This window comes from Hoeflea sp. IMCC20628, assembly GCF_001011155.1.
Classification (GTDB): domain Bacteria; phylum Pseudomonadota; class Alphaproteobacteria; order Rhizobiales; family Rhizobiaceae; genus Hoeflea.
In genome coordinates, this window is sequence record NZ_CP011479.1 from 160,852 (window position 1) to 177,771 (window position 16,920).

At 55.7% G+C, this 16,920-nt stretch carries 16 protein-coding genes; 9 read left to right on the forward strand and 7 right to left on the reverse strand.

Annotated elements, in window-relative coordinates; translation table 11 throughout:
- The first annotated feature begins 3 nt into the window (after positions 1–3).
- The 6 genes from IMCC20628_RS00820 (at position 4) to IMCC20628_RS00845 (ending at position 4,963) form a co-directional block, all read left to right on the forward strand.
- Positions 4–1,281: an IS66 family transposase gene (locus IMCC20628_RS00820; protein ID WP_047028619.1), complete on the forward strand. Its 1,278-nt coding sequence runs from the start codon at positions 4–6 to the stop codon at positions 1,279–1,281.
- Between the two features lie 86 nt (positions 1,282–1,367).
- Positions 1,368–1,640 carry a TetR family transcriptional regulator C-terminal domain-containing protein gene (locus IMCC20628_RS00825; RefSeq protein ID WP_280949424.1) on the forward strand — a complete coding sequence of 91 codons (273 nt, stop codon included), beginning with the start codon at positions 1,368–1,370 and terminating at the stop codon, positions 1,638–1,640.
- A gap of 205 nt (positions 1,641–1,845) precedes the next feature.
- Complete coding sequence (locus IMCC20628_RS25295) at positions 1,846–2,073, forward strand: hypothetical protein (protein WP_197078370.1); 228 nt, start codon at positions 1,846–1,848, stop codon at positions 2,071–2,073.
- Positions 2,070–3,227, forward strand: a complete 1,158-nt coding sequence (locus tag IMCC20628_RS00835; RefSeq protein WP_047028620.1) for an iron-containing alcohol dehydrogenase — start codon at positions 2,070–2,072, stop codon at positions 3,225–3,227. Before IMCC20628_RS25295 ends, IMCC20628_RS00835 begins: the two co-directional genes overlap by 4 nt.
- Positions 3,228–3,239: 12 nt before the next feature.
- Positions 3,240–4,274, forward strand: coding sequence for an NADP-dependent oxidoreductase (locus IMCC20628_RS00840; protein ID WP_047028621.1), 1,035 nt, complete (start codon positions 3,240–3,242; stop codon positions 4,272–4,274).
- Between the two features lie 11 nt (positions 4,275–4,285).
- On the forward strand, positions 4,286–4,963 hold the full coding sequence (locus tag IMCC20628_RS00845; RefSeq protein WP_047028622.1) for a type 1 glutamine amidotransferase domain-containing protein: 678 nt from the start codon (positions 4,286–4,288) through the stop codon (positions 4,961–4,963).
- Between the two features lie 409 nt (positions 4,964–5,372).
- Here the strand turns inward: IMCC20628_RS00845 and IMCC20628_RS00850 are convergent, their stop codons facing one another.
- The 5 genes from IMCC20628_RS00850 to IMCC20628_RS00870 form a co-directional block, all read right to left on the reverse strand.
- On the reverse strand, positions 5,373–6,443 hold the full coding sequence (locus tag IMCC20628_RS00850) for an Ldh family oxidoreductase (protein ID WP_047028623.1): 1,071 nt from the start codon (positions 6,441–6,443) through the stop codon (positions 5,373–5,375).
- 211 nt (positions 6,444–6,654) lie between these two features.
- Positions 6,655–7,785: an enolase C-terminal domain-like protein gene (locus tag IMCC20628_RS00855; RefSeq protein WP_052766241.1), complete on the reverse strand. Its 1,131-nt coding sequence runs from the start codon at positions 7,783–7,785 to the stop codon at positions 6,655–6,657.
- A 92-nt stretch (positions 7,786–7,877) separates the two neighbouring features.
- On the reverse strand, positions 7,878–8,960 hold the full coding sequence (locus tag IMCC20628_RS00860; protein WP_047028625.1) for a C4-dicarboxylate TRAP transporter substrate-binding protein: 1,083 nt from the start codon (positions 8,958–8,960) through the stop codon (positions 7,878–7,880).
- Between the two features lie 24 nt (positions 8,961–8,984).
- A complete protein-coding gene (locus tag IMCC20628_RS00865; RefSeq protein ID WP_047028626.1) occupies positions 8,985–10,370 on the reverse strand; it encodes a TRAP transporter large permease subunit in 1,386 nt (461 codons plus the stop codon).
- On the reverse strand, positions 10,363–10,851 hold the full coding sequence (locus IMCC20628_RS00870) for a TRAP transporter small permease (protein WP_052766242.1): 489 nt from the start codon (positions 10,849–10,851) through the stop codon (positions 10,363–10,365). Before IMCC20628_RS00870 ends, IMCC20628_RS00865 begins: the two co-directional genes overlap by 8 nt.
- 436 nt (positions 10,852–11,287) lie before the next feature.
- Between IMCC20628_RS00870 and IMCC20628_RS00875 the strand changes: the two genes are divergently transcribed.
- Entirely contained in the window at positions 11,288–11,923 is a 636-nt protein-coding gene (locus tag IMCC20628_RS00875) for a GntR family transcriptional regulator (protein ID WP_082127945.1), read from the forward strand.
- A gap of 341 nt (positions 11,924–12,264) precedes the next feature.
- Here IMCC20628_RS00875 and IMCC20628_RS00880 read toward each other — a convergent pair whose 3' ends face one another.
- Positions 12,265–13,008: an FCD domain-containing protein gene (locus tag IMCC20628_RS00880; protein ID WP_052766596.1), complete on the reverse strand. Its 744-nt coding sequence runs from the start codon at positions 13,006–13,008 to the stop codon at positions 12,265–12,267.
- Positions 13,009–13,043: 35 nt separating this feature from the next.
- Entirely contained in the window at positions 13,044–14,465 is a 1,422-nt protein-coding gene (locus IMCC20628_RS00885; RefSeq protein ID WP_082127947.1) for a malonyl-CoA decarboxylase, read from the reverse strand.
- Positions 14,466–14,750: 285 nt separating this feature from the next.
- Between IMCC20628_RS00885 and IMCC20628_RS00890 the strand changes: the two genes are divergently transcribed.
- Positions 14,751–15,971 carry a 2-isopropylmalate synthase gene (locus IMCC20628_RS00890; RefSeq protein WP_047028627.1) on the forward strand — a complete coding sequence of 407 codons (1,221 nt, stop codon included), beginning with the start codon at positions 14,751–14,753 and terminating at the stop codon, positions 15,969–15,971.
- Positions 15,972–16,067: 96 nt separating this feature from the next.
- Complete coding sequence (locus IMCC20628_RS00895; RefSeq protein ID WP_082127948.1) at positions 16,068–16,715, forward strand: glutathione S-transferase family protein; 648 nt, start codon at positions 16,068–16,070, stop codon at positions 16,713–16,715.
- Positions 16,716–16,920: the final 205 nt, after the last annotated feature.

Sequence of the window (16,920 nt, forward strand, 5' to 3'; positions counted from 1 at the left end):
GATATGGATCGGACTGATTTGCAGCAGCTGAGCAAGGACGAATTGATCGAGATGGTGCTTCGGCTCCAACGGCCTGCCAAGGATTCTCGGACGTCTTCCAAGCCGCCCTCTACGGACAAGAAAGAGAAACGCGTCAACTCACGACCGGGTGGAGCCAAGCCCGGGCATGAACCCCACAATAGGGTGCTGGCGGATTTTGCCGACATGTTTCGCGATCATGAACCGACCGCCTGCAAGAGATGCGGCCATGCGTTTTCCGGTGATGATACGATGGTGCTGGCCGGGGCCTATGACGAGATCGATATTCCTGCGATCCGTCCTCATGTCACCCGGCATCGGCGTTTTTCCTGTCATTGCCCGCAATGCGGCACGACGACAAAAGCCACCGCACCTGCCGTGGCAACCGCAACGCCGTTCGGGCCAGGCATTCACGCGCTGGCGATCTACCTCAAGAGTTTCCATGCATTGTCTTACGAACGCCTGAGCGGTGTGTTCATGGATATCTTCGGCCTCCATGCGAGCGAGGGCGCGATCATGAACATGTTTGCCCGCTCCCGTCCGAGCTTCCAGGCCACAGCACAGGCCGCCAAGGCCAGCCTTCGAGCCGCCCGCGTTGTCGCCAGCGACGAAACCGGTGTGCGTATTGAGGGCACAAATGCCCAACACTGGGTTTTTCATTGCAAGGATGCCGTTGTCCACCAGCCCGATTACTCCCGTGCAGCACGGGTCGTTCACGAGACCATGGGCGGCCATGTCCCCGAGGTATGGATATCTGATCGGTATTCAGCCCAGCAATCTCACGGCCATCGACATCAAACCTGCCTTGCACATTTGGCGCGTGATACAGCCTTTGCGCTGGAACATGGCGAGGATGATCTCCCTCTTCGCTTCCAGCTTTGGTTTGGCCGTGTGTTTGATTTCGCCAGAGCCATAAGCACATTCGCTGCGTCTACCGTCGCAAGCAAGAAGCGCAAATTCGATAAACAGCTTGCCGGGCTTCTATGCGCCCCGACTTCATGCGACCTGGCCCAAAAGCTCCAGGCCAAGATCGGGCGGGCCCGCGATCAGCTGCTGACGTTTTGCGACTATCCCGGAGAAGTCGATGTCACCAACAACACATCTGAGCGAAAGCTCCGTCCATGGGTCATTCAGAGAAAGGTGACAAACGGATATCGCGCCATGTGGGCCGCCCAAGCCGAGGCGGATGTACGCACAACCGTCGATACCGCCCGCCTTAAAGGCGCAAATCCCTTCCAGGTTATCGCATCCGTCTTGGCGTAGGCCGACATCAAGGCCCGAAATCATAAATTCAGGGGTGGGTAATTACCCGCAATCAGGTAAGTCCTAATCCCGAAGACCGTTGTCTGGTGGTTAGATTGTCAGCTGAGGTAGCTGACCTGTCCCCAAAAATGAGCAAGATTTTACAGCAAGGCGTCATCGGCATTGTTGATCATCTGGCCCGTACTTTAGAGGAGGGCGTCGCAGATGGCACGATTGGCCCGCTTGGCGATCCCCGTGCCATGGCGGAAACGATCTATCACATGTGGCTCGGGGCCAGTCTCGTCGCGAGCCTGTCGCATGATGATGCGTCGCTTGAATCCGCAATGCGCGCCACGCAGGAGCTTGTTCCTCGCCTTTGAGGCATCGCAATCATTGTCCGCGCCCAAGCCGACCGGTCTCATACAGAATGGAGAAACCATGAAGATTATCGACAAGACCGCCGCACCGGAAACGGGCGGGCGTTCGGGAACCGGTGCTCCACCCCGACAACGGTGAGATCGCTGAAACCTCGAACTGAACTGCGCCAGTTTTGACAGCGCGGTGTAACTGACCATCAAGCAGCCCATGCTTGATACGATTAGGGCTGGAAATTCGATCGAAATGGGGATCAGCCGACGTGCCGAGGGCGGATACGGGCCTGATCTCGACATCATTGCTTACCTGCCGGGTATGACCCGCGAAGACGGACTGCGTCTGACCGAGGTGCCGCATCCGCTCGGCCTTACTCCAACGCCACACGCGGAAACTGCGACATGTGCCTACACATTGAAACTGAAGGAAACTGAGACATGAAGAATTTTGACTTTCGCAATCCGACACATATCCTGTTTGGCAAGGGCCGCATCGCGGAACTGAAGGATCAGGTTCCCGCTGACGCAAAGGTGCTGGTCCTCTATGGCGGTGGCAGCGCGGAACGTACCGGCGTTCTGGCACAGGTGCGCGCAGCACTTAAGGGCCGCACTATAGTCGAATTCGGTGGGATCGAACCAAACCCGCGTTACGCGACAGCGTTGAAGGCGGTTGAGATGATCGCCGATAATGACATCACCTTCTTGCTTGCCGTGGGTGGCGGTTCGGTGATCGACGCCACCAAATTCATCGCAGCAGCCACTTTGTATGACGGCGATGCCTGGGACATCCTGACATCGCGCGGATCTGTCGTAACAGCGGCAATGCCTTTCGGCACGGTGCTGACCTTGCCTGCAACCGGGTCGGAGATGAACGCGGGGTCCGTGATCACCAACCCTGAGAAGGGCGCAAAACTCCCGTTTATGAGCGCCTACACCTATCCGGTGTTCTCCATCCTCGATCCAGAGCTCACCTACACCTTACCCCCGCGTCAGATCGCCAACGGCGTGGCCGACGCCTTTGTTCATATCATCGAACAGTATCTGACCTATCCGTCTGCTGCGCGGGTTCAGGACGGTTTCGCTGAAACCCTGCTGCGTACATTGATTGAGCTCGGGCCGAAGGCGCTTGAAACACCGAATGACTACGACATTCGTGCCAACCTGATGTGGACAGCGACGCTGGCCCTGAATGGTCTGATTGGTGCCGGTGTGCCGCAGGACTGGGCGAGCCATATGATCGGGCACGAGATTACCGCGCTCAACGATACCGACCACGCCCGCACACTTGCCGTCGTGTTGCCCGCGCTGATGAACGACCAGCGCGGCCCCAAACGCGAGAAACTGCTGCAATATGCTGCCAATGTCTGGGATATCCGCGACGGTTCGGATGATGCGCGGATTGATGCTGTGATCGCAGCGACACGTGAGTTCTTTGAGACGATGGGCATCAAAACCCGTCTCGGCGATTACGACATTGGCGCGCCTGAAATTGATCGCATCGTCGCTGCCTTGCAAGATCATGGCATGACTGCGCTTGGTGAACATAGCGCCATTGCCCCCGATGATGCCCGCCGCATTCTTGAAACCGCTTTGTAGGAGAAATTGGACATGACACAGACCGAAACAATCAACCGTCAACTTGTGTTGGCACAACGCCCCAAAGGCGAGCCAACGAAAGACACCTTGAAACTTGTCGAGGCGGCCGTCCCTTCCGCAGGTGCCGATCAGATGCTCTTGCACACTGAATTCCTGTCGCTTGACCCGTATATGCGGGGTCGGATGAGCGATGCGCCGTCTTATGCTGCACCGGTCGAAATCGGCGATGTGATGGTTGGTGGAACTGTCGCGCAAGTCGTTACCTCGAAAGTCGAGGGCTTCGCGCCGGGTGACTGGGTGCTCAGCTTCAACGGTTGGCAGGACTATGCCCTGTCGGATGGCTCGGGGGTCACCAATCTTGGCAAATCACCCGCACATTCGTCTTGGGCGCTTGGCATCATGGGCATGCCCGGCTTTACTGCCTGGGCCGGCCTGACGCAAATCGGCGCACCAAAGCCCGGCGAGACCATTGCTGTGGCCGCCGCGACCGGACCTGTCGGCGCCACTGTCGGCCAGATTGGAAAACTGCTGGGATGCCGCGTTGTTGGTATCGCGGGCGGAGCGGAAAAATGCGCCTATGCGGTCAATGAATTGGGCTTTGACGCCTGCATAGATCACAAGGCGGATAACTTTGCCGAGCAGCTCGCCGAGGCCAGCCCAGATGGTATCGATGTCTATTTCGAAAATGTCGGGGGAAAGGTTCTGGACGCGGTAATTCCGCTTTTGAACCCGAACGCGCGGATGCCGGTTTGCGGGCTGGTGTCGCAATACAACGCCACCAAGCTGCCCGATGGGCCGGATCGGATGAACTGGCTGATGGGGCAAATCCTGCGCAAAAAGATCAAGGTACAGGGCTTTATCATCTTTGACGATTTCGGCCATCTCTATCCGGAATTCGCCAAGGAAATGAGCGCCTGGATCGAAGGCGGCAAGATCAAGTACCGCGAAGAGATCATCGACGGGCTGGAGAACGCCCCCGACGCCTTCATCGGTCTCCTCAAAGGTGAAAACTTCGGCAAGCGCGTGATCCGCGTTGGCCAGAAATGATAGGAAATAACATGAAAATTCTGATGGTACTGACATCGCACGACCAACTCGGCGACACCGGCAAGAAAACCGGCTTTTGGCTGGAAGAGTTTGCAGCACCCTACTACATCTTCAAGGATGCAGGGGCCGACATCACGCTGGCCTCGCCCAAAGGGGGCCAGCCGCCGATTGATCCGTCCAGCGATGATGACGGCGCGCAGACCGACGACACCCGCCGGTTCAAGGGTGACGCCGAGGCGCAAAAGCAGCTTGCGGGCACACTGAAGCTGTCCGATGTGACCGAAGATGGCTTTGACGCGATCTTCTATCCTGGTGGACACGGCCCCCTGTGGGATCTGGCCGAAGACGCAGACAGCAAACGCCTGATTGAGGCCTTTGCCGCCGCAGATCGCCCTGTCGGGGCGGTCTGCCACGCCCCCGCCGTGTTCCGCCACACACTGGGCACGGACGGAAAGCCGCTGGTTTCAGGTCGCCGCGTGACCGGTTTTACCAATACCGAAGAAGAGGCCGTGGGTCTGACCAAGATCGTGCCCTTTTTGGTTGAAGACATGTTGAAAGCCAACGGCGGCATTTACGAAAAAGGCGACGATTGGGCCAGCTTCGTGTTGCGCGATGGTAAACTGGTGACCGGCCAAAACCCGGCTTCATCCGCAGCTGCCGCACAAAAAGTCCTCGCATTGCTGACCTAAGGCATATCGCGCCAAAATGGCTTCATTTGAACGATAACGTACATGCATCAGTTCAAAGAGTTACAGCGCCGCGCATCCAATCGGATGCGCGGCGCTGTAAGTGCCTGTCCAGATAGGGTGAAACTGCCTTTGAGGTTGAGTGTCGGGCAGCAATCAGATTCTTCGTATTTGCGACAAATATGGAGAGAGAAAATGGCCTGTGCACCTTTCACCCGTCGGAACCAATGACCGGAGTGGCCTGTGCTACGCAAGCGATTTTCGGATCGGGCTCTGGCCGGGAGCCGGACTTCATCGAGGCAAGTGGTCACAAGCACCATGCACAAATGCCGAACACATGGCCACCGCCCGCGCCGATCAAACAAGCTCAAATGATTCCTTGCAAAGCCGGGTGGCCACACATGTCTGTGCCCTAAATACGGTCCGTGATCGATGCAACGCCGGCTTCGGCCGCGATTTTTGCCGTTGTATCGAGCAGTATGGCAGGACAGGGCACGCCCGTCCTGGCGCGTTCGATGCGGGAGTGAAGCGCTCGGTCTCCCGGTAGTCGGATCGAGTCGAATCCTGGCCGTGTGCGCGAGGTAATGATCTCTTCCCGGATTCGGTCGACTTCAGTACGGAATGCTGCAACTCCGCCGAGGCTGGCGGGATTGATGACAATCAGCGTCTGTCCTGTATTGGTCGAGGTCGTATGGTCTTTGTTGAAATCAACCACATTGCTTCCCATTGCCGCGCCGTTCATTGTGCCCGCCAGAAGCCCGATCATCAAAGCAAGACCGTAGCCCTTTGCTCCGCCAATCGGGAGCAACGATCCACCGGCGATCCGGTTCGGATCGGTCAATGGTTCGCCGTTGGCGTCGATCATCCAGTCACCGGGCATCGTTTCCCCGCGTTGCGCAGCCATTTTGACTGTGCCGAAGGCGGTGTTGCTGGTTGCCATATCCAGGAGCACGGGCCCACCTTCTCCGCCCGGCACTGCAATTGCGATAGGGTTGGTCGAGAGCAACAGGTCGGCCCCGCCCCAAGGCGCCATGAGGTTGGCATTTCCAACCGCCATGTAAATGCCGATCATCCCCTCGGATACGGCTCGCATCACCCAGGTTCCGGCCGCTCCGGCATGGTTGGATCGATGACATCCCACGCAGGAAATTCCGTGGATGCGTGCCCGCTCGATGGCTTCGTCGACGCAGCGACGGACAACCAGGTGGCCCATGGCATCATCGCCGTCGACGCGTGCCAAGCCGCCATGTTCGCGGTCAACGCGGATATTGGGCGTCCGATTGAAGCCGCCGGCCTTGAGACGGGTAATGTAGCCAGCCAGACGGAACACGCCATGCGCGTCGCATCCATGCAGATCAGCTTCCACCATCATCTCGGCGACAATGGCGGCATCTTTGTCAGGCATGCCATGCGCCTGGAACACTTCGGCTATAAAACCGCGCAGCACTTCAGGCGGGACATTCAGATCGGTCGTCTCATTCATTTCTCAAGTCCTTGCTGTCGTTGGGTGAGCACCATCTCTCGCGAAGCCGATCCAACTTGCCTAGATAAGGTTTGCAGCGATTGCAGTGGCGGTCCCGGTAAATCACGGCATGGCCCCCGAGCCGGGATCGCGTTGCTCCCCGTGGATGGTTTTGGCCTGGTTCGTCGGCAACGCGGATCCAAGCGTAAAACGGTTCATCTGATCCTTTCGATCAATCCGTAAGTGTACTGAAAAGCGAGAAAAGCTCGGCCTGGGCTTCAAAGCCGATGCCTGGGCGGTCAGGTGCGGGCAAATAACCGTCGACGACTTTCGCATCGTCTGCGTAGCCTGAAAAAACGCCGAATACCGAGGGATAGCTCTCACACATCCCCATTCCAAATCCCAGCGCGGCGGCCAGAGACATCTGGTTGCCGCCGTGTGGCAGAACAGATGATGCACTCCAGCCATAATCTTCAAGCATCTTCATGTTCGCTGCGCAGGCGGCCATGCCGTAACTTTGCGGGACGTCGATCTGAACGATATCGATACCGGGACGGAAGCCGCCATAGCGCAGAAGATTGCGCAACTCAGCTTGGGAAAACAGATTTTCGCCAGTGGCCACCGGGTGGATATAGGCTTTGACGAAATCGCTGGTCGCCGCATAGTCGACGGGGTTGACCGGTTCTTCAAACCAGGCCAGTCCGAGATCTCCAAACGCTTCCGCATATTGCAGAGCCCGTTCCGGTGACAGACCACAATTGGCATCAACAGCAAGTTGCGACGGGCTGTCGAGTATTCCCAGGATATTCTCAATTCGTGCACGATCCTCATCGATCGGCAGACCCCCGATCTTGGTCTTTATGAGGGTATATCCCGTATCGAGGTAACCCTGCATTTCGGCACGGAGCGACGCTGGGGTTTCATCGGCTTTGTACCAGCCGCCGCCGACATAGCAGAACATCTTTTCCGGAGTCACGCCATTGCCGTAGCGCTCGGAGAGCAGCCGATGAAGCGGCATGTCCAGCGTCTTGGCAAGCGCATCCCAGAGTGCGGTTTCAATTGTACCGATAGCAACCGCGCGTTCCATGTCGCCGCCAGGTTTTTCGCCAAACATCATGGCCCGGACCGCAGCTTCAGGCGAAAAGACCCCAGTCACCGGATCCATCAAGTCATCGGGCTTCTGCCGCAACAAGCGCGGGATCATCCGATTTCGCATTTGTGCGCCGCACGCATAACGACCTGTCGAGTTGAATGCATAGCCGACGACAGGCTTGCCGCCCTTCACGACATCAGTAACGACAGCAACAATTGACGTCGTCATATTGTCAAATGAGAACGCCGCATTGCTGATGCTGACGTTCAAAGGGATCTCTTTTTCCCGTATTTCGATTACACGCATCTCGGTTTCGCACTCGCATTTGGTCGGGTTGCCCTGTGAGGGGCAACCCTGGTTGATTACTTGATGGTGTATTGCACGGGCAGTTTGATTCCTGCTTCGTCCAGTTTTTCCAGGTAAAGTGTCAGCAATTCAGCCATGGGTTCACCGCGTGTGACGCCGTCATCTGCAGCAGCCTGCGGGATGGACGAAATTGCTTTGGCCCATTTGGCTCTGTCTGCATCCGACACCACAAATTCTGTCGCGCCACCGGCAATCATCGTGGCCAGGGCTTTCCCGTCATCTTCAGCGTGAATGGTGTTGACGCGCTCTTCATATTCGGCGGCAACTTCCAGCACGATTGCCTGCACTTCCGGCGGGAAACTGTCGAATGTCTGCTTTCTGATCGACAGAAGGTTGTTGCTCGGGTTGGACATGAAGTTGATGCGGAAGATATAGGGGGCAACCTCATGCAGTTTGAAGGCGTTCATCCCCTGCAGGTGGACCAGATATCCATCAAGGACACCGGTTTGCAGTGAATTATACGCTTCACCCAATGGTGCCTGCACTGGCACAACACCTACGTTGGAGAGCCAGTCCAGGTTTGCTCCGCCGCCGGCGATTTTCAGACCATTCAGGTCTTCCATCCCCGTCACTTCCTTATTCAGGATGATGCTGTAGCTCGAGGACGCGAGCATCGCCAGGAGGATCTGATTGTGCTTTGCCATGCTCTCGGCGAGTGGTGGGAAGTCGTTGAAGACAGCCCGGCCGACCTTGAACATTTCCTGTGCGTTGTTGCTGACAAAGGGAACCTTGTAACCAAACTGCATCAGGAACATGGAGCTGGGTTCAAACGGCGTTGAAAGCGCGCCGATGTCCAGCAAGCCGCTTTCTACGGCGTCATAGACTTCCGGGAGTTTTGCGACAGATCCGCCGTATGCCTCGACATAGGTAATCTTGTGCTCTGTCCGTTCCTCAACCCTTTTTGCGAGTTCCGGAAGGAAGAATTCCTTCAGTTGACCGACATAGGCCAGTGCGGCCGGGTGGCCAGCTCCGACGCGCAACGCGAAGGTGTCCGCCGATGTTGGTGTTGTCATGGCTGCAATTGATGTCATTCCGGCAAGTACGAAACCGAGAATGTTCTTTTTGGATCTATGATTCATTTGGGTCTCCTCCCTTTGAATTGGTTAGCCTTTGTTGAAAGTGATATCTCCGATGTAAGTCGCGAGGCCTGGCCAAATTGCCACCGCTGTCAGAACGATAAGCAGGCAAATCCAGTAGGGTGTTGCTGCGGCGAATATTCGGAGTGTGCTGACTTCATCGTCTGCAGCCGCGGCTTTGACGGTATAAACAATCAGCCCGAATGGCGGCGTCAGGATGCCGGCCTCAATGGCCAGGATGCCGATAATGGCAAATGCGATCGGGTTGTACCCGATCAACTCACCCAGCGGTGCGAAGATGGGAACCGTAAGCAGCATGATCGATTTGGAGTCGATCAGCATGCCAAGCAGAAACCAGATGCAGACCATAAAGACGAGGACGGCCCACGGCGGTATCGATCCCGAAGAAAAGAAGTCTTCGATGGAATTGCCAATGCCGGTCAGGGCAAGCGTGCGGGAATACAGCAGCGCCATCAGGATCATGATGAGCAGAGGCGCTGCCGTCTTTGCTACTTGCAAGATACCTGCAGCAACATCGGGAAGGCGCAGTCCTTTGACGACGATGGCAAAGGCCAAGGCCAATAGAGATCCGACGCCGGCGGCTTCGGTTGCGGTAAAGGCTCCGAACCAGATGCCACCCAGCACCGAGGCGATCAGACCGCCCATGCAGACCGTACTGATCAAAATGTCTTTTGATGTGATTGAATCCAGGTCTGCAACGGATGGAATGGCTGCCGCGCCGAGGGACTGAGCCTCAGGCTCAGGCGGCGGGGTGACGGAGATGCCTTCGCCGTAGAGGTGCGGACGGAAGTAGGCATTGGACATTACGTAGATGACAAAAAGCGTCGCCAGCATTAGGCCGGGAATAATGCCGGCCAGAAACAGGCGGCCAATCGATTCCTCGACCAGAATGGCCCACAGGATCATAAGGTTGCTTGGAGGGATCAACATGCCAAGACAGCTTGATCCGGCAATGACGCCAAGTGCGGTGCCCCGGTCATATCCCATTGCCCTCATCTGGGGGTAGGCGATGCGGGTGAACGCTGCCGCAGCGGCAATGCTGACACCCGTCAAGAAGGCGAAAACTGCATTTCCCAGGACCGTTGCCAGAGCAAGTCGCCCGACCACACCTTTCAGCGCCCGGTTGATCCCGACATAAAGATCCTGCGCTGCACCGGAACGGCTGATGAACTCGCCCATGATCATGAACAACGGCAACGCGGCAAAAGTATAGCCGCGCAACCCCTGAAAAGCGGTGCTGGCAAACGTCATCATGGTTATGTCGAAGCTGCCGAGAATGATGTAGAGGCCAATCAGACTGCATGCGGCAAGCGCGACTGCGATATGAAGGCCTAGGAAAACGACGACGACCAGCAAGCCGAGAACAGGTAAGGCGATTCCGAAATCAAACATGGTCAGGCCTTTCAGAGGCGTAACGGTCGAAGGCAAGGAGGATGTAATTGATGGTTGTGAGCAGAGAACCGAAGAATATCGTGGCATAGATGGGCCAGGTTGGTACGCGCATCGCTCCTTCGCCTTCGTAGTCGCCGCTTCTGTAAGCACTGATCGTCGGGTCAATCACCGCGTAACAAAGCAGGCCGAAAATAATCGCGCCGATCACCAGACCTGTAACGTCCAGGAACAGTGTCAGGCGGCGTGGCAGCAGATGAAGAATGAAATCTGCCCGAAGCATCGAACCGGAGCCTACGGCATAGCCGAGCTGGAGAAACGCTATCACGACGATCGAGTTGACGATGATCTCAAGTGACCCGGTCAGAGGTGAATTGAACAGACCTCGGCCGACGACGTCGACGGTGATGATGACCGCCAGAAAAAAAGACCAGAAAGCGGAGAGCCCCATGAGCACCCGATTGATGTAGAAAATTGGTTTCATACGCTATCCTCCCCAGGAGCGTGATCAGTCGACCGAATTGCGATCAGACTGCAGTGTTGCCTTCAAAATCTGGCGACCGATGGAAGCCAATGTGTTCGCACGACCAGTGCCCGCCGGGTTGCTCTACATCAAGGGGCGCAGAAAATTTCGGTTTTTCGTTCGCATTAGAGTTCAACGAGATGCCGTCAAATTGCGGTGAGTTGAATGAAAGCCAATCAGTTTCACTGAAACGATATCCAAGGGAGACGCACAGGATAGGTTTGATTTGGAGGCTGGAAGCCATCTAGATGCACTTAATGTCGATTAAAAATACCATATATATTTTTTGTCGATAAAATGAGTGTTTGTCAAGAAACGATTACAGATATATCAATATCGTCAGATTAGCGACGATAACGGGCGTCGCTCGACGTCTCGGAATGGTGAAGGATTTCAGGTGGACGAACAGGTTTCTCTTATGGAAATTGGGTATCAAAGGCTACGGGATGACATCCTGCGTGGTCGACTTGAGCCCAGCACTCGGTTGAAAATTTCCACTTTGACGACACTGTACGAGCTAGGCCCTACCCCGATCCGGGAGGCGCTGAGTCGACTCAGTTCTGAATCGCTTGTTTCCAAAATGGAAAACCGTGGCTTTCGGGTTGCAGATGTCAGCCGGGAAGAGTTCGACGACATTTTCGAAACCCGCAAGCTCATTGAAGCTGAGGCGCTGAGGCAGTCGGTAGAACTCGGCGGACGTGATTGGGAGGATCGTTTGGTTGCCGGCTTTTTCCGGTTGGACAGAACAGACCAGGAAGATCCCGATTGGGTCGGCATTCACAAAAATTTCCACAGGCTGCTTCTCGACGCATGCCCGTCACGCCGTCTGAAATCGTTAGCCAGCGACCTTTATGATCAGTCCATTCGATATGGAAATCTTGCGCGCAATGCGTCTAAATACCAACGCGACGGCCGAGAGGAACATCGCCTCATTTTTGAATCAAGTGTTGCCCACGATGTCGAAAATGCGGTTACGCACCTTATGGATCACTATACTGCGACTCACAATGTCATCGTTTGGCCGATGGAGTGAATATCCCGGCGAAGGTTAAACGCGACCGGTTACCGGCCCATGCGAAGCAGGGCAGTCCAACCCGCCACAGCTTCCGGTATCCTCCAAAAGGACCAGCTTAGCACTCTGCCAAGTTCGCAACATGAGGTTCATTTTCCCGATGCGATGACGGCGGTTGGTGTATGTGGCTTGCGGCTTCGATCAAGCTGCTTTTGATTGCCACCGAGCATGCAAAATCAGTCGAATTGGGTTTTCGCGCAAGGAAGCGCTTCGACGGCACGCTGACCAGCTGATGATTGAACCTGGAAAATTTCCAGCCGGGTCGTCCAAAATCGGGCGCCCTTCGTTCTGCTGCGGCAAGCCTAGGCTTTTTCCTTCGGCGTCAGTTCTTCCATGAGGAAATTGCCGGTCGTTGCGTAATGCGACATCAAGAGTTCGACAGCGAGATCGGCATTCCGCTCGAGTACGGCATCGGTAATGGCATTGTGCTCGGCATTGATGTCGCGCGAGGGATAGGCCTTTGAACCGGACAAATGGCGGTAGCGCACATTCTGGTCATACAACTGGTCGCAGAACTTGAGCATGATTGAGGAGGGGCAGGCGCCAATCAGCGACAAATGGAAATGCTTGTGGCGCCTTTCCCATTCTTCATTGGCAACGAAATGATCATTTGTCTGCGAACGCGGCACACGTGAAAGCCGGTAGGCTGAAAGGACCACCTGTTCCTCCCAATTGCTGTCTCCATGGGCAATGGATTCCCGCAAGGCCCGTTCTTCGAGCCAGCGGCGGGTGCGCAGAAGCTCGTCAAACTCCTTTTCGCTGACATCGGCGACGCGAAAGCCCCGCTGGTCGATACGTTCGACGAAAAGGTCTGAGGTCAGCATGCTCAGCGCTTCACGGATCGGGCTTGAGCCGAAGTCATAAAGGCTGCGCAGTTCTTCAATCTTGAGCTTTTTACCGGGCGTAAGAACGCCTGACATGATGTCGGCGCGAAGTCTTGTGTAAGCCTGGCTCGTAATCGAGCTTGATCCGGACGAATCCTCTTGCTGCCCAAGCGTGGTTTGATCCTGGGCTGCTATGTCGTTTTTCTGGCTAAGCTCGTCCAAATTCGTCCCCGACCTGGGTTCTGTCTTTACCGGCATCATGGCACTCCCGATGATTCGATGGAAGCAACCCCGGCTTCTGACGAGGCTTCCACCGGATTTTGCCTGGCAAGCACACTGCCATAAGCTTTTGCCGCCTTTATAACGACGGGTGATGCGACGACCACTCCTTTGTTGGCAAACATCTCGTGGTTGCGTTCAATTTCATCCAACTGGTAGCGATAGTTGACCATGATGCCGAACGACCCGGTCATGCCGTTTTCCGACAGGTCTGCCGCCCAGTTTATGCGGTCCAGCCTTGCGCCATTTCCCAGGTGGAACCGGGCTACCGGGTCCAAAGGCCGGCGGTTGGCGTTGCTGTTGCAAAAGAACCATGCTGCCAATGGCATGAGATGCTCCTCGACAGTCGCAGCCATTTTGGCATCCTTCTGCCAATCGGGCCTGTCGGTCAGTTCAAGAGCCGTCAACGCTGCGCTTGGCAGGCGGAACTCGGTTTTGCCCTCACGCGCGTTTGTTACCCATTTCCTGAAAGACGGCACCGGTGAGAGGGTGACGAAGTTCTTCAGGGCCGGGTATTCGGTCCGCAATTCTTCCACGACCTGCTTGATCAGGAAGTTGCCCAGCGGAATCCCCCTGAGGCCTTTCTGGCAATTGGAAATGGAGTAGAAGATCGCTGTGTTTGCGCGTCTTACGTCGAAAGCGGTAACATCGGTTTTCTTGTTATCCAGGACACTGTGGATTGATGACGGCACTTCATCCATAAGCGCCACTTCCACGAATATCAGAGGCTCATCTCCGAGACGCGGATGGAAGAACGCAAAGATCCTTCGATCTTCGGGGTTGATGCGCTTGCGCAGATCTTCCCAGCCAGCCATGCCGTGGACAGCTTCATAGTGGATGATTTTTTCGAGAATTGCCGCCGGCGTGTTCCAGTCGATGCATCTGAGATCGAGAAACCCGCGATTGAACCATGTCGTGAACAGGTGAACAAATTCGCGGTCGACAAAGCGCAAGTCGGGCTCTTGGCGAAGTCGGGCGAGGAGATCGGCCCGCATTGCGACAAGAAATTGGGTCGCATCAGGAGCTTGATTGAGAAGCATGAGAAGGTTGAGGCGGGACGGTTGTGAAACAGCCAGCAGCTTGTCCAGACTATCGTGACTTGGATCGCTGACATAGTTGTTGGCAGCCTCCAGCGCCTTTTCAGGTTCCACTGAAAACTCCGACAACAACAGGCGAAAAAATTCGGTTTTCTCTTGCTCATCCAGCACTTGGTAGCGGTTGAGGATCTCGCGGGAAATGGCAACGCCAGAGGCTTCGCCGCGGCCCGTAAGCAGAATATGACATAGCTTGATAATCTCCCGGGGCGGGAGCTTGCGCTCATTCTGGTTGGACAGGCCGATGATGGAAAAGCCCCTGTCGGCGATGGACTGCAATCGTGATTTGATCAATAAGGACATCATGAGTCAAAAATATCGATTTATTTTGAAGCTGCAAGCTTTTGTTTTGGTTCAGGGCTTGCGGCCCAATTTTATCAATCTCACTACATAAACTATAAAAAACATATAGATAGACGAAAGCTATCGTACTTGAGCTACGTATATATGCATTGAAAAGGGGTTTTTTGCGCATTGGAAGCGATTAAAAAGTTGATATTATTGTCTGAACGTATAAAATCTACACAACATTGACTGGCTATCATGGTCGTATTTTCGAAGATCACATTTCAAGGCAGAGGAGGCCAATTCATGCGCGAGACGCATTTTGAAGACGGAAAATGGTGGGTGAGCCCATATAATTTTGTGCCCGAAGTGCGCAATTCGCTTGAGTTGCCTCCGAAAGTGCAGATCCATGATGCAACCTTGCGCGACGGGGAACAGACACCCGGCGTGGTGTTCTCGGTCGATGACAAGATTGCCATCGCCCAGATGCTCAACGATGTTGGCGTCGACCGGATTGAGGCGGGCATGCCTGCCGTGTCGCCTCAGGATGCGGAAGCTATCAAGCAAATCAGCAAGATGGGCTTGAAGTCCCGCATATTCACCTTTGCCCGGGCGATGAAGCAGGATATCGACATGGCGCTCGAATGTGGTGCGCAGGGCGTCATCATCGAAGTGCCGATTGGCTACCCCAAGCTCACGACCCAATTCGGCTGGACCTGGCGAGATGTCCTCGAGCGCAGCGCGCCGGTGATCAATTATGCGCGTGAAAACGGGCTCTACGCCGTGTTCTTTCCCTATGATACGACGCGCGCCCGTCCGGATGATCTGGAGAATCTCTGCAAGGGAATCATGGCGGAATCGCCGCCGGACTCCATCGGCATCGTCGACACGATGGGCTGCGCTACCCCTGAAGCGATCAAGTACATGGTGCGCTGGGTCAAGCGCATGACCGGACTTCCGATCGAGATCCATACGCACAATGATTTCGGCATGGGTGTGGCAACCGAACTGGCCGCGGTCACGGCCGGTGCTGAAGTGGTTCACAGCTGTGGCAACGGACTTGGCGAGCGCACCGGCAATGCGGCGCTTGAGGAGCTCATGCTCGCGCTTGATCTGCTCTATGGCTATGACACCGGGTACCGCTTCGACCTGATGCCTGAACTCGGCCGGTTGCTGTCCGAGCGCGCCAATATTCCGATTGCCCGCAACAAGCCGATCCTGGGCGCCAGCAACTTCACCCGTGAATCCGGCATCGGCATCCAGTATGTGATGCATGATCCGCTGGTGATGTTTGGAACCCATCCGGCCCTGACCGGGCGCGTGGGCGAAGTGGTGCTTGGCAAGAAGAGCGGTAAGGCATCGGTTGTCTACAAGCTCGATCAGTTGGGCATGGGGACCGCAGAAGATGCCGATCTCGCCGAGATTCTGGATGCTGTAAAGCAGGCCGGCATCAAGAAGCGCGATACCCTGACCGACGATGAATTCAAGGCAATTGCCGAGCCCGTTCTCGCCCGCAGAGCCGCTTAAGTTTCGTCGCCATCACAAAAGCCGTGGGCTGTCCCCCACGGCTTTCGGTAAAGTTTTCCACCCGTGATTTACAGAGTCAGCGAGATTGGAAGCTCCATGAATATCGCTTTATACTACGCTCCGTTTTCGTGCGCGCTTGTCCCGTACGTCATGCTCACGGAGGCCGAAGTGTCGTTTGATGTCCGGCCCCTTAATATTCGTGGCAAAGCGAATATGACGCCGGAATACCTTGCGCTGAACCCTAAGCACAAAGTCCCGTTGCTTCTGGTCGATGGTGAACCCCTGAGCGAGAACGTCGCCATACAGTTATGGATTGCCAGAAGCTTTCCACATGTACGATTGCTGCCAACTGAACCCTGGGCCGAAGCGCAAGCCGTTTCGCTGCTTTCGTGGTTTGCATCGGGAATTCATCCCGGCATCAGCCGCTACAATGCGCCGCTTAAATTTTGCGATGTTGCCGGGACAGAAGATAGCACGCGCCGCTTGGCCGGTGCATCCCTGCTGGAAGGCTTTCGGTTGGCCGAAAAGATGCTCGAAGGGCGCACCTATCTTCTAGATGAGTACAGTTCTGCTGATATCTATCTGTTTTGGTGCTTCCGTCGTTCCGGCTTTTTCCCGGGCCTGGATCTGTCAGGGTTTGAGAACATCGCGGCCCATTCCGAGCGCTTGGCCGAAAGGTCCAGCATACGTAAAGCGCTGGCCCTGGATGATGCAGTAAAACAACAATTCGGTCAGGAAGCATGAGTGTTTCAGCCAGCCCGAACCGGTTGAGATGGGCTGCCATTCCTGTTTTCCCGAGTTTCTCGCGGGCTGATCGGAATTGAAGTTTGAGACCACCTGCCTTTCCAAATGGAGGAACAATATGGGCACCCGCCACGGATAGGTTCCGGGTCCAGAAGCAGGGATGAAGATGCAGAGGTGGCATCAACATCTTACAGCTTGGCGAACG

What these genes read in the sequence shown, in the direction of transcription:
- IMCC20628_RS00835 (WP_047028620.1), top strand. Translation starts at nt 2,070, where the DNA reads ATGAAGAATTTTGACTTTCGCAATCCGACACATATCCTGTTTGGCAAG.
- IMCC20628_RS25295 (WP_197078370.1), top strand. Translation starts at nt 1,846, where the DNA reads ATGCTTGATACGATTAGGGCTGGAAATTCGATCGAAATGGGGATCAGC.
- IMCC20628_RS00850 (WP_047028623.1), bottom strand. Translation starts at nt 6,443, where the DNA reads ATGAATGAGACGACCGATCTGAATGTCCCGCCTGAAGTGCTGCGCGGT.
- IMCC20628_RS00890 (WP_047028627.1), top strand. Translation starts at nt 14,751, where the DNA reads ATGCGCGAGACGCATTTTGAAGACGGAAAATGGTGGGTGAGCCCATAT.
- IMCC20628_RS00870 (WP_052766242.1), bottom strand. Translation starts at nt 10,851, where the DNA reads ATGAAACCAATTTTCTACATCAATCGGGTGCTCATGGGGCTCTCCGCT.
- IMCC20628_RS00860 (WP_047028625.1), bottom strand. Translation starts at nt 8,960, where the DNA reads ATGAATCATAGATCCAAAAAGAACATTCTCGGTTTCGTACTTGCCGGA.
- IMCC20628_RS00845 (WP_047028622.1), top strand. Translation starts at nt 4,286, where the DNA reads ATGAAAATTCTGATGGTACTGACATCGCACGACCAACTCGGCGACACC.
- IMCC20628_RS00840 (WP_047028621.1), top strand. Translation starts at nt 3,240, where the DNA reads ATGACACAGACCGAAACAATCAACCGTCAACTTGTGTTGGCACAACGC.
- IMCC20628_RS00895 (WP_082127948.1), top strand. Translation starts at nt 16,068, where the DNA reads ATGAATATCGCTTTATACTACGCTCCGTTTTCGTGCGCGCTTGTCCCG.
- IMCC20628_RS00820 (WP_047028619.1), top strand. Translation starts at nt 4, where the DNA reads ATGGATCGGACTGATTTGCAGCAGCTGAGCAAGGACGAATTGATCGAG.
- IMCC20628_RS00885 (WP_082127947.1), bottom strand. Translation starts at nt 14,465, where the DNA reads ATGATGTCCTTATTGATCAAATCACGATTGCAGTCCATCGCCGACAGG.
- IMCC20628_RS00865 (WP_047028626.1), bottom strand. Translation starts at nt 10,370, where the DNA reads ATGTTTGATTTCGGAATCGCCTTACCTGTTCTCGGCTTGCTGGTCGTC.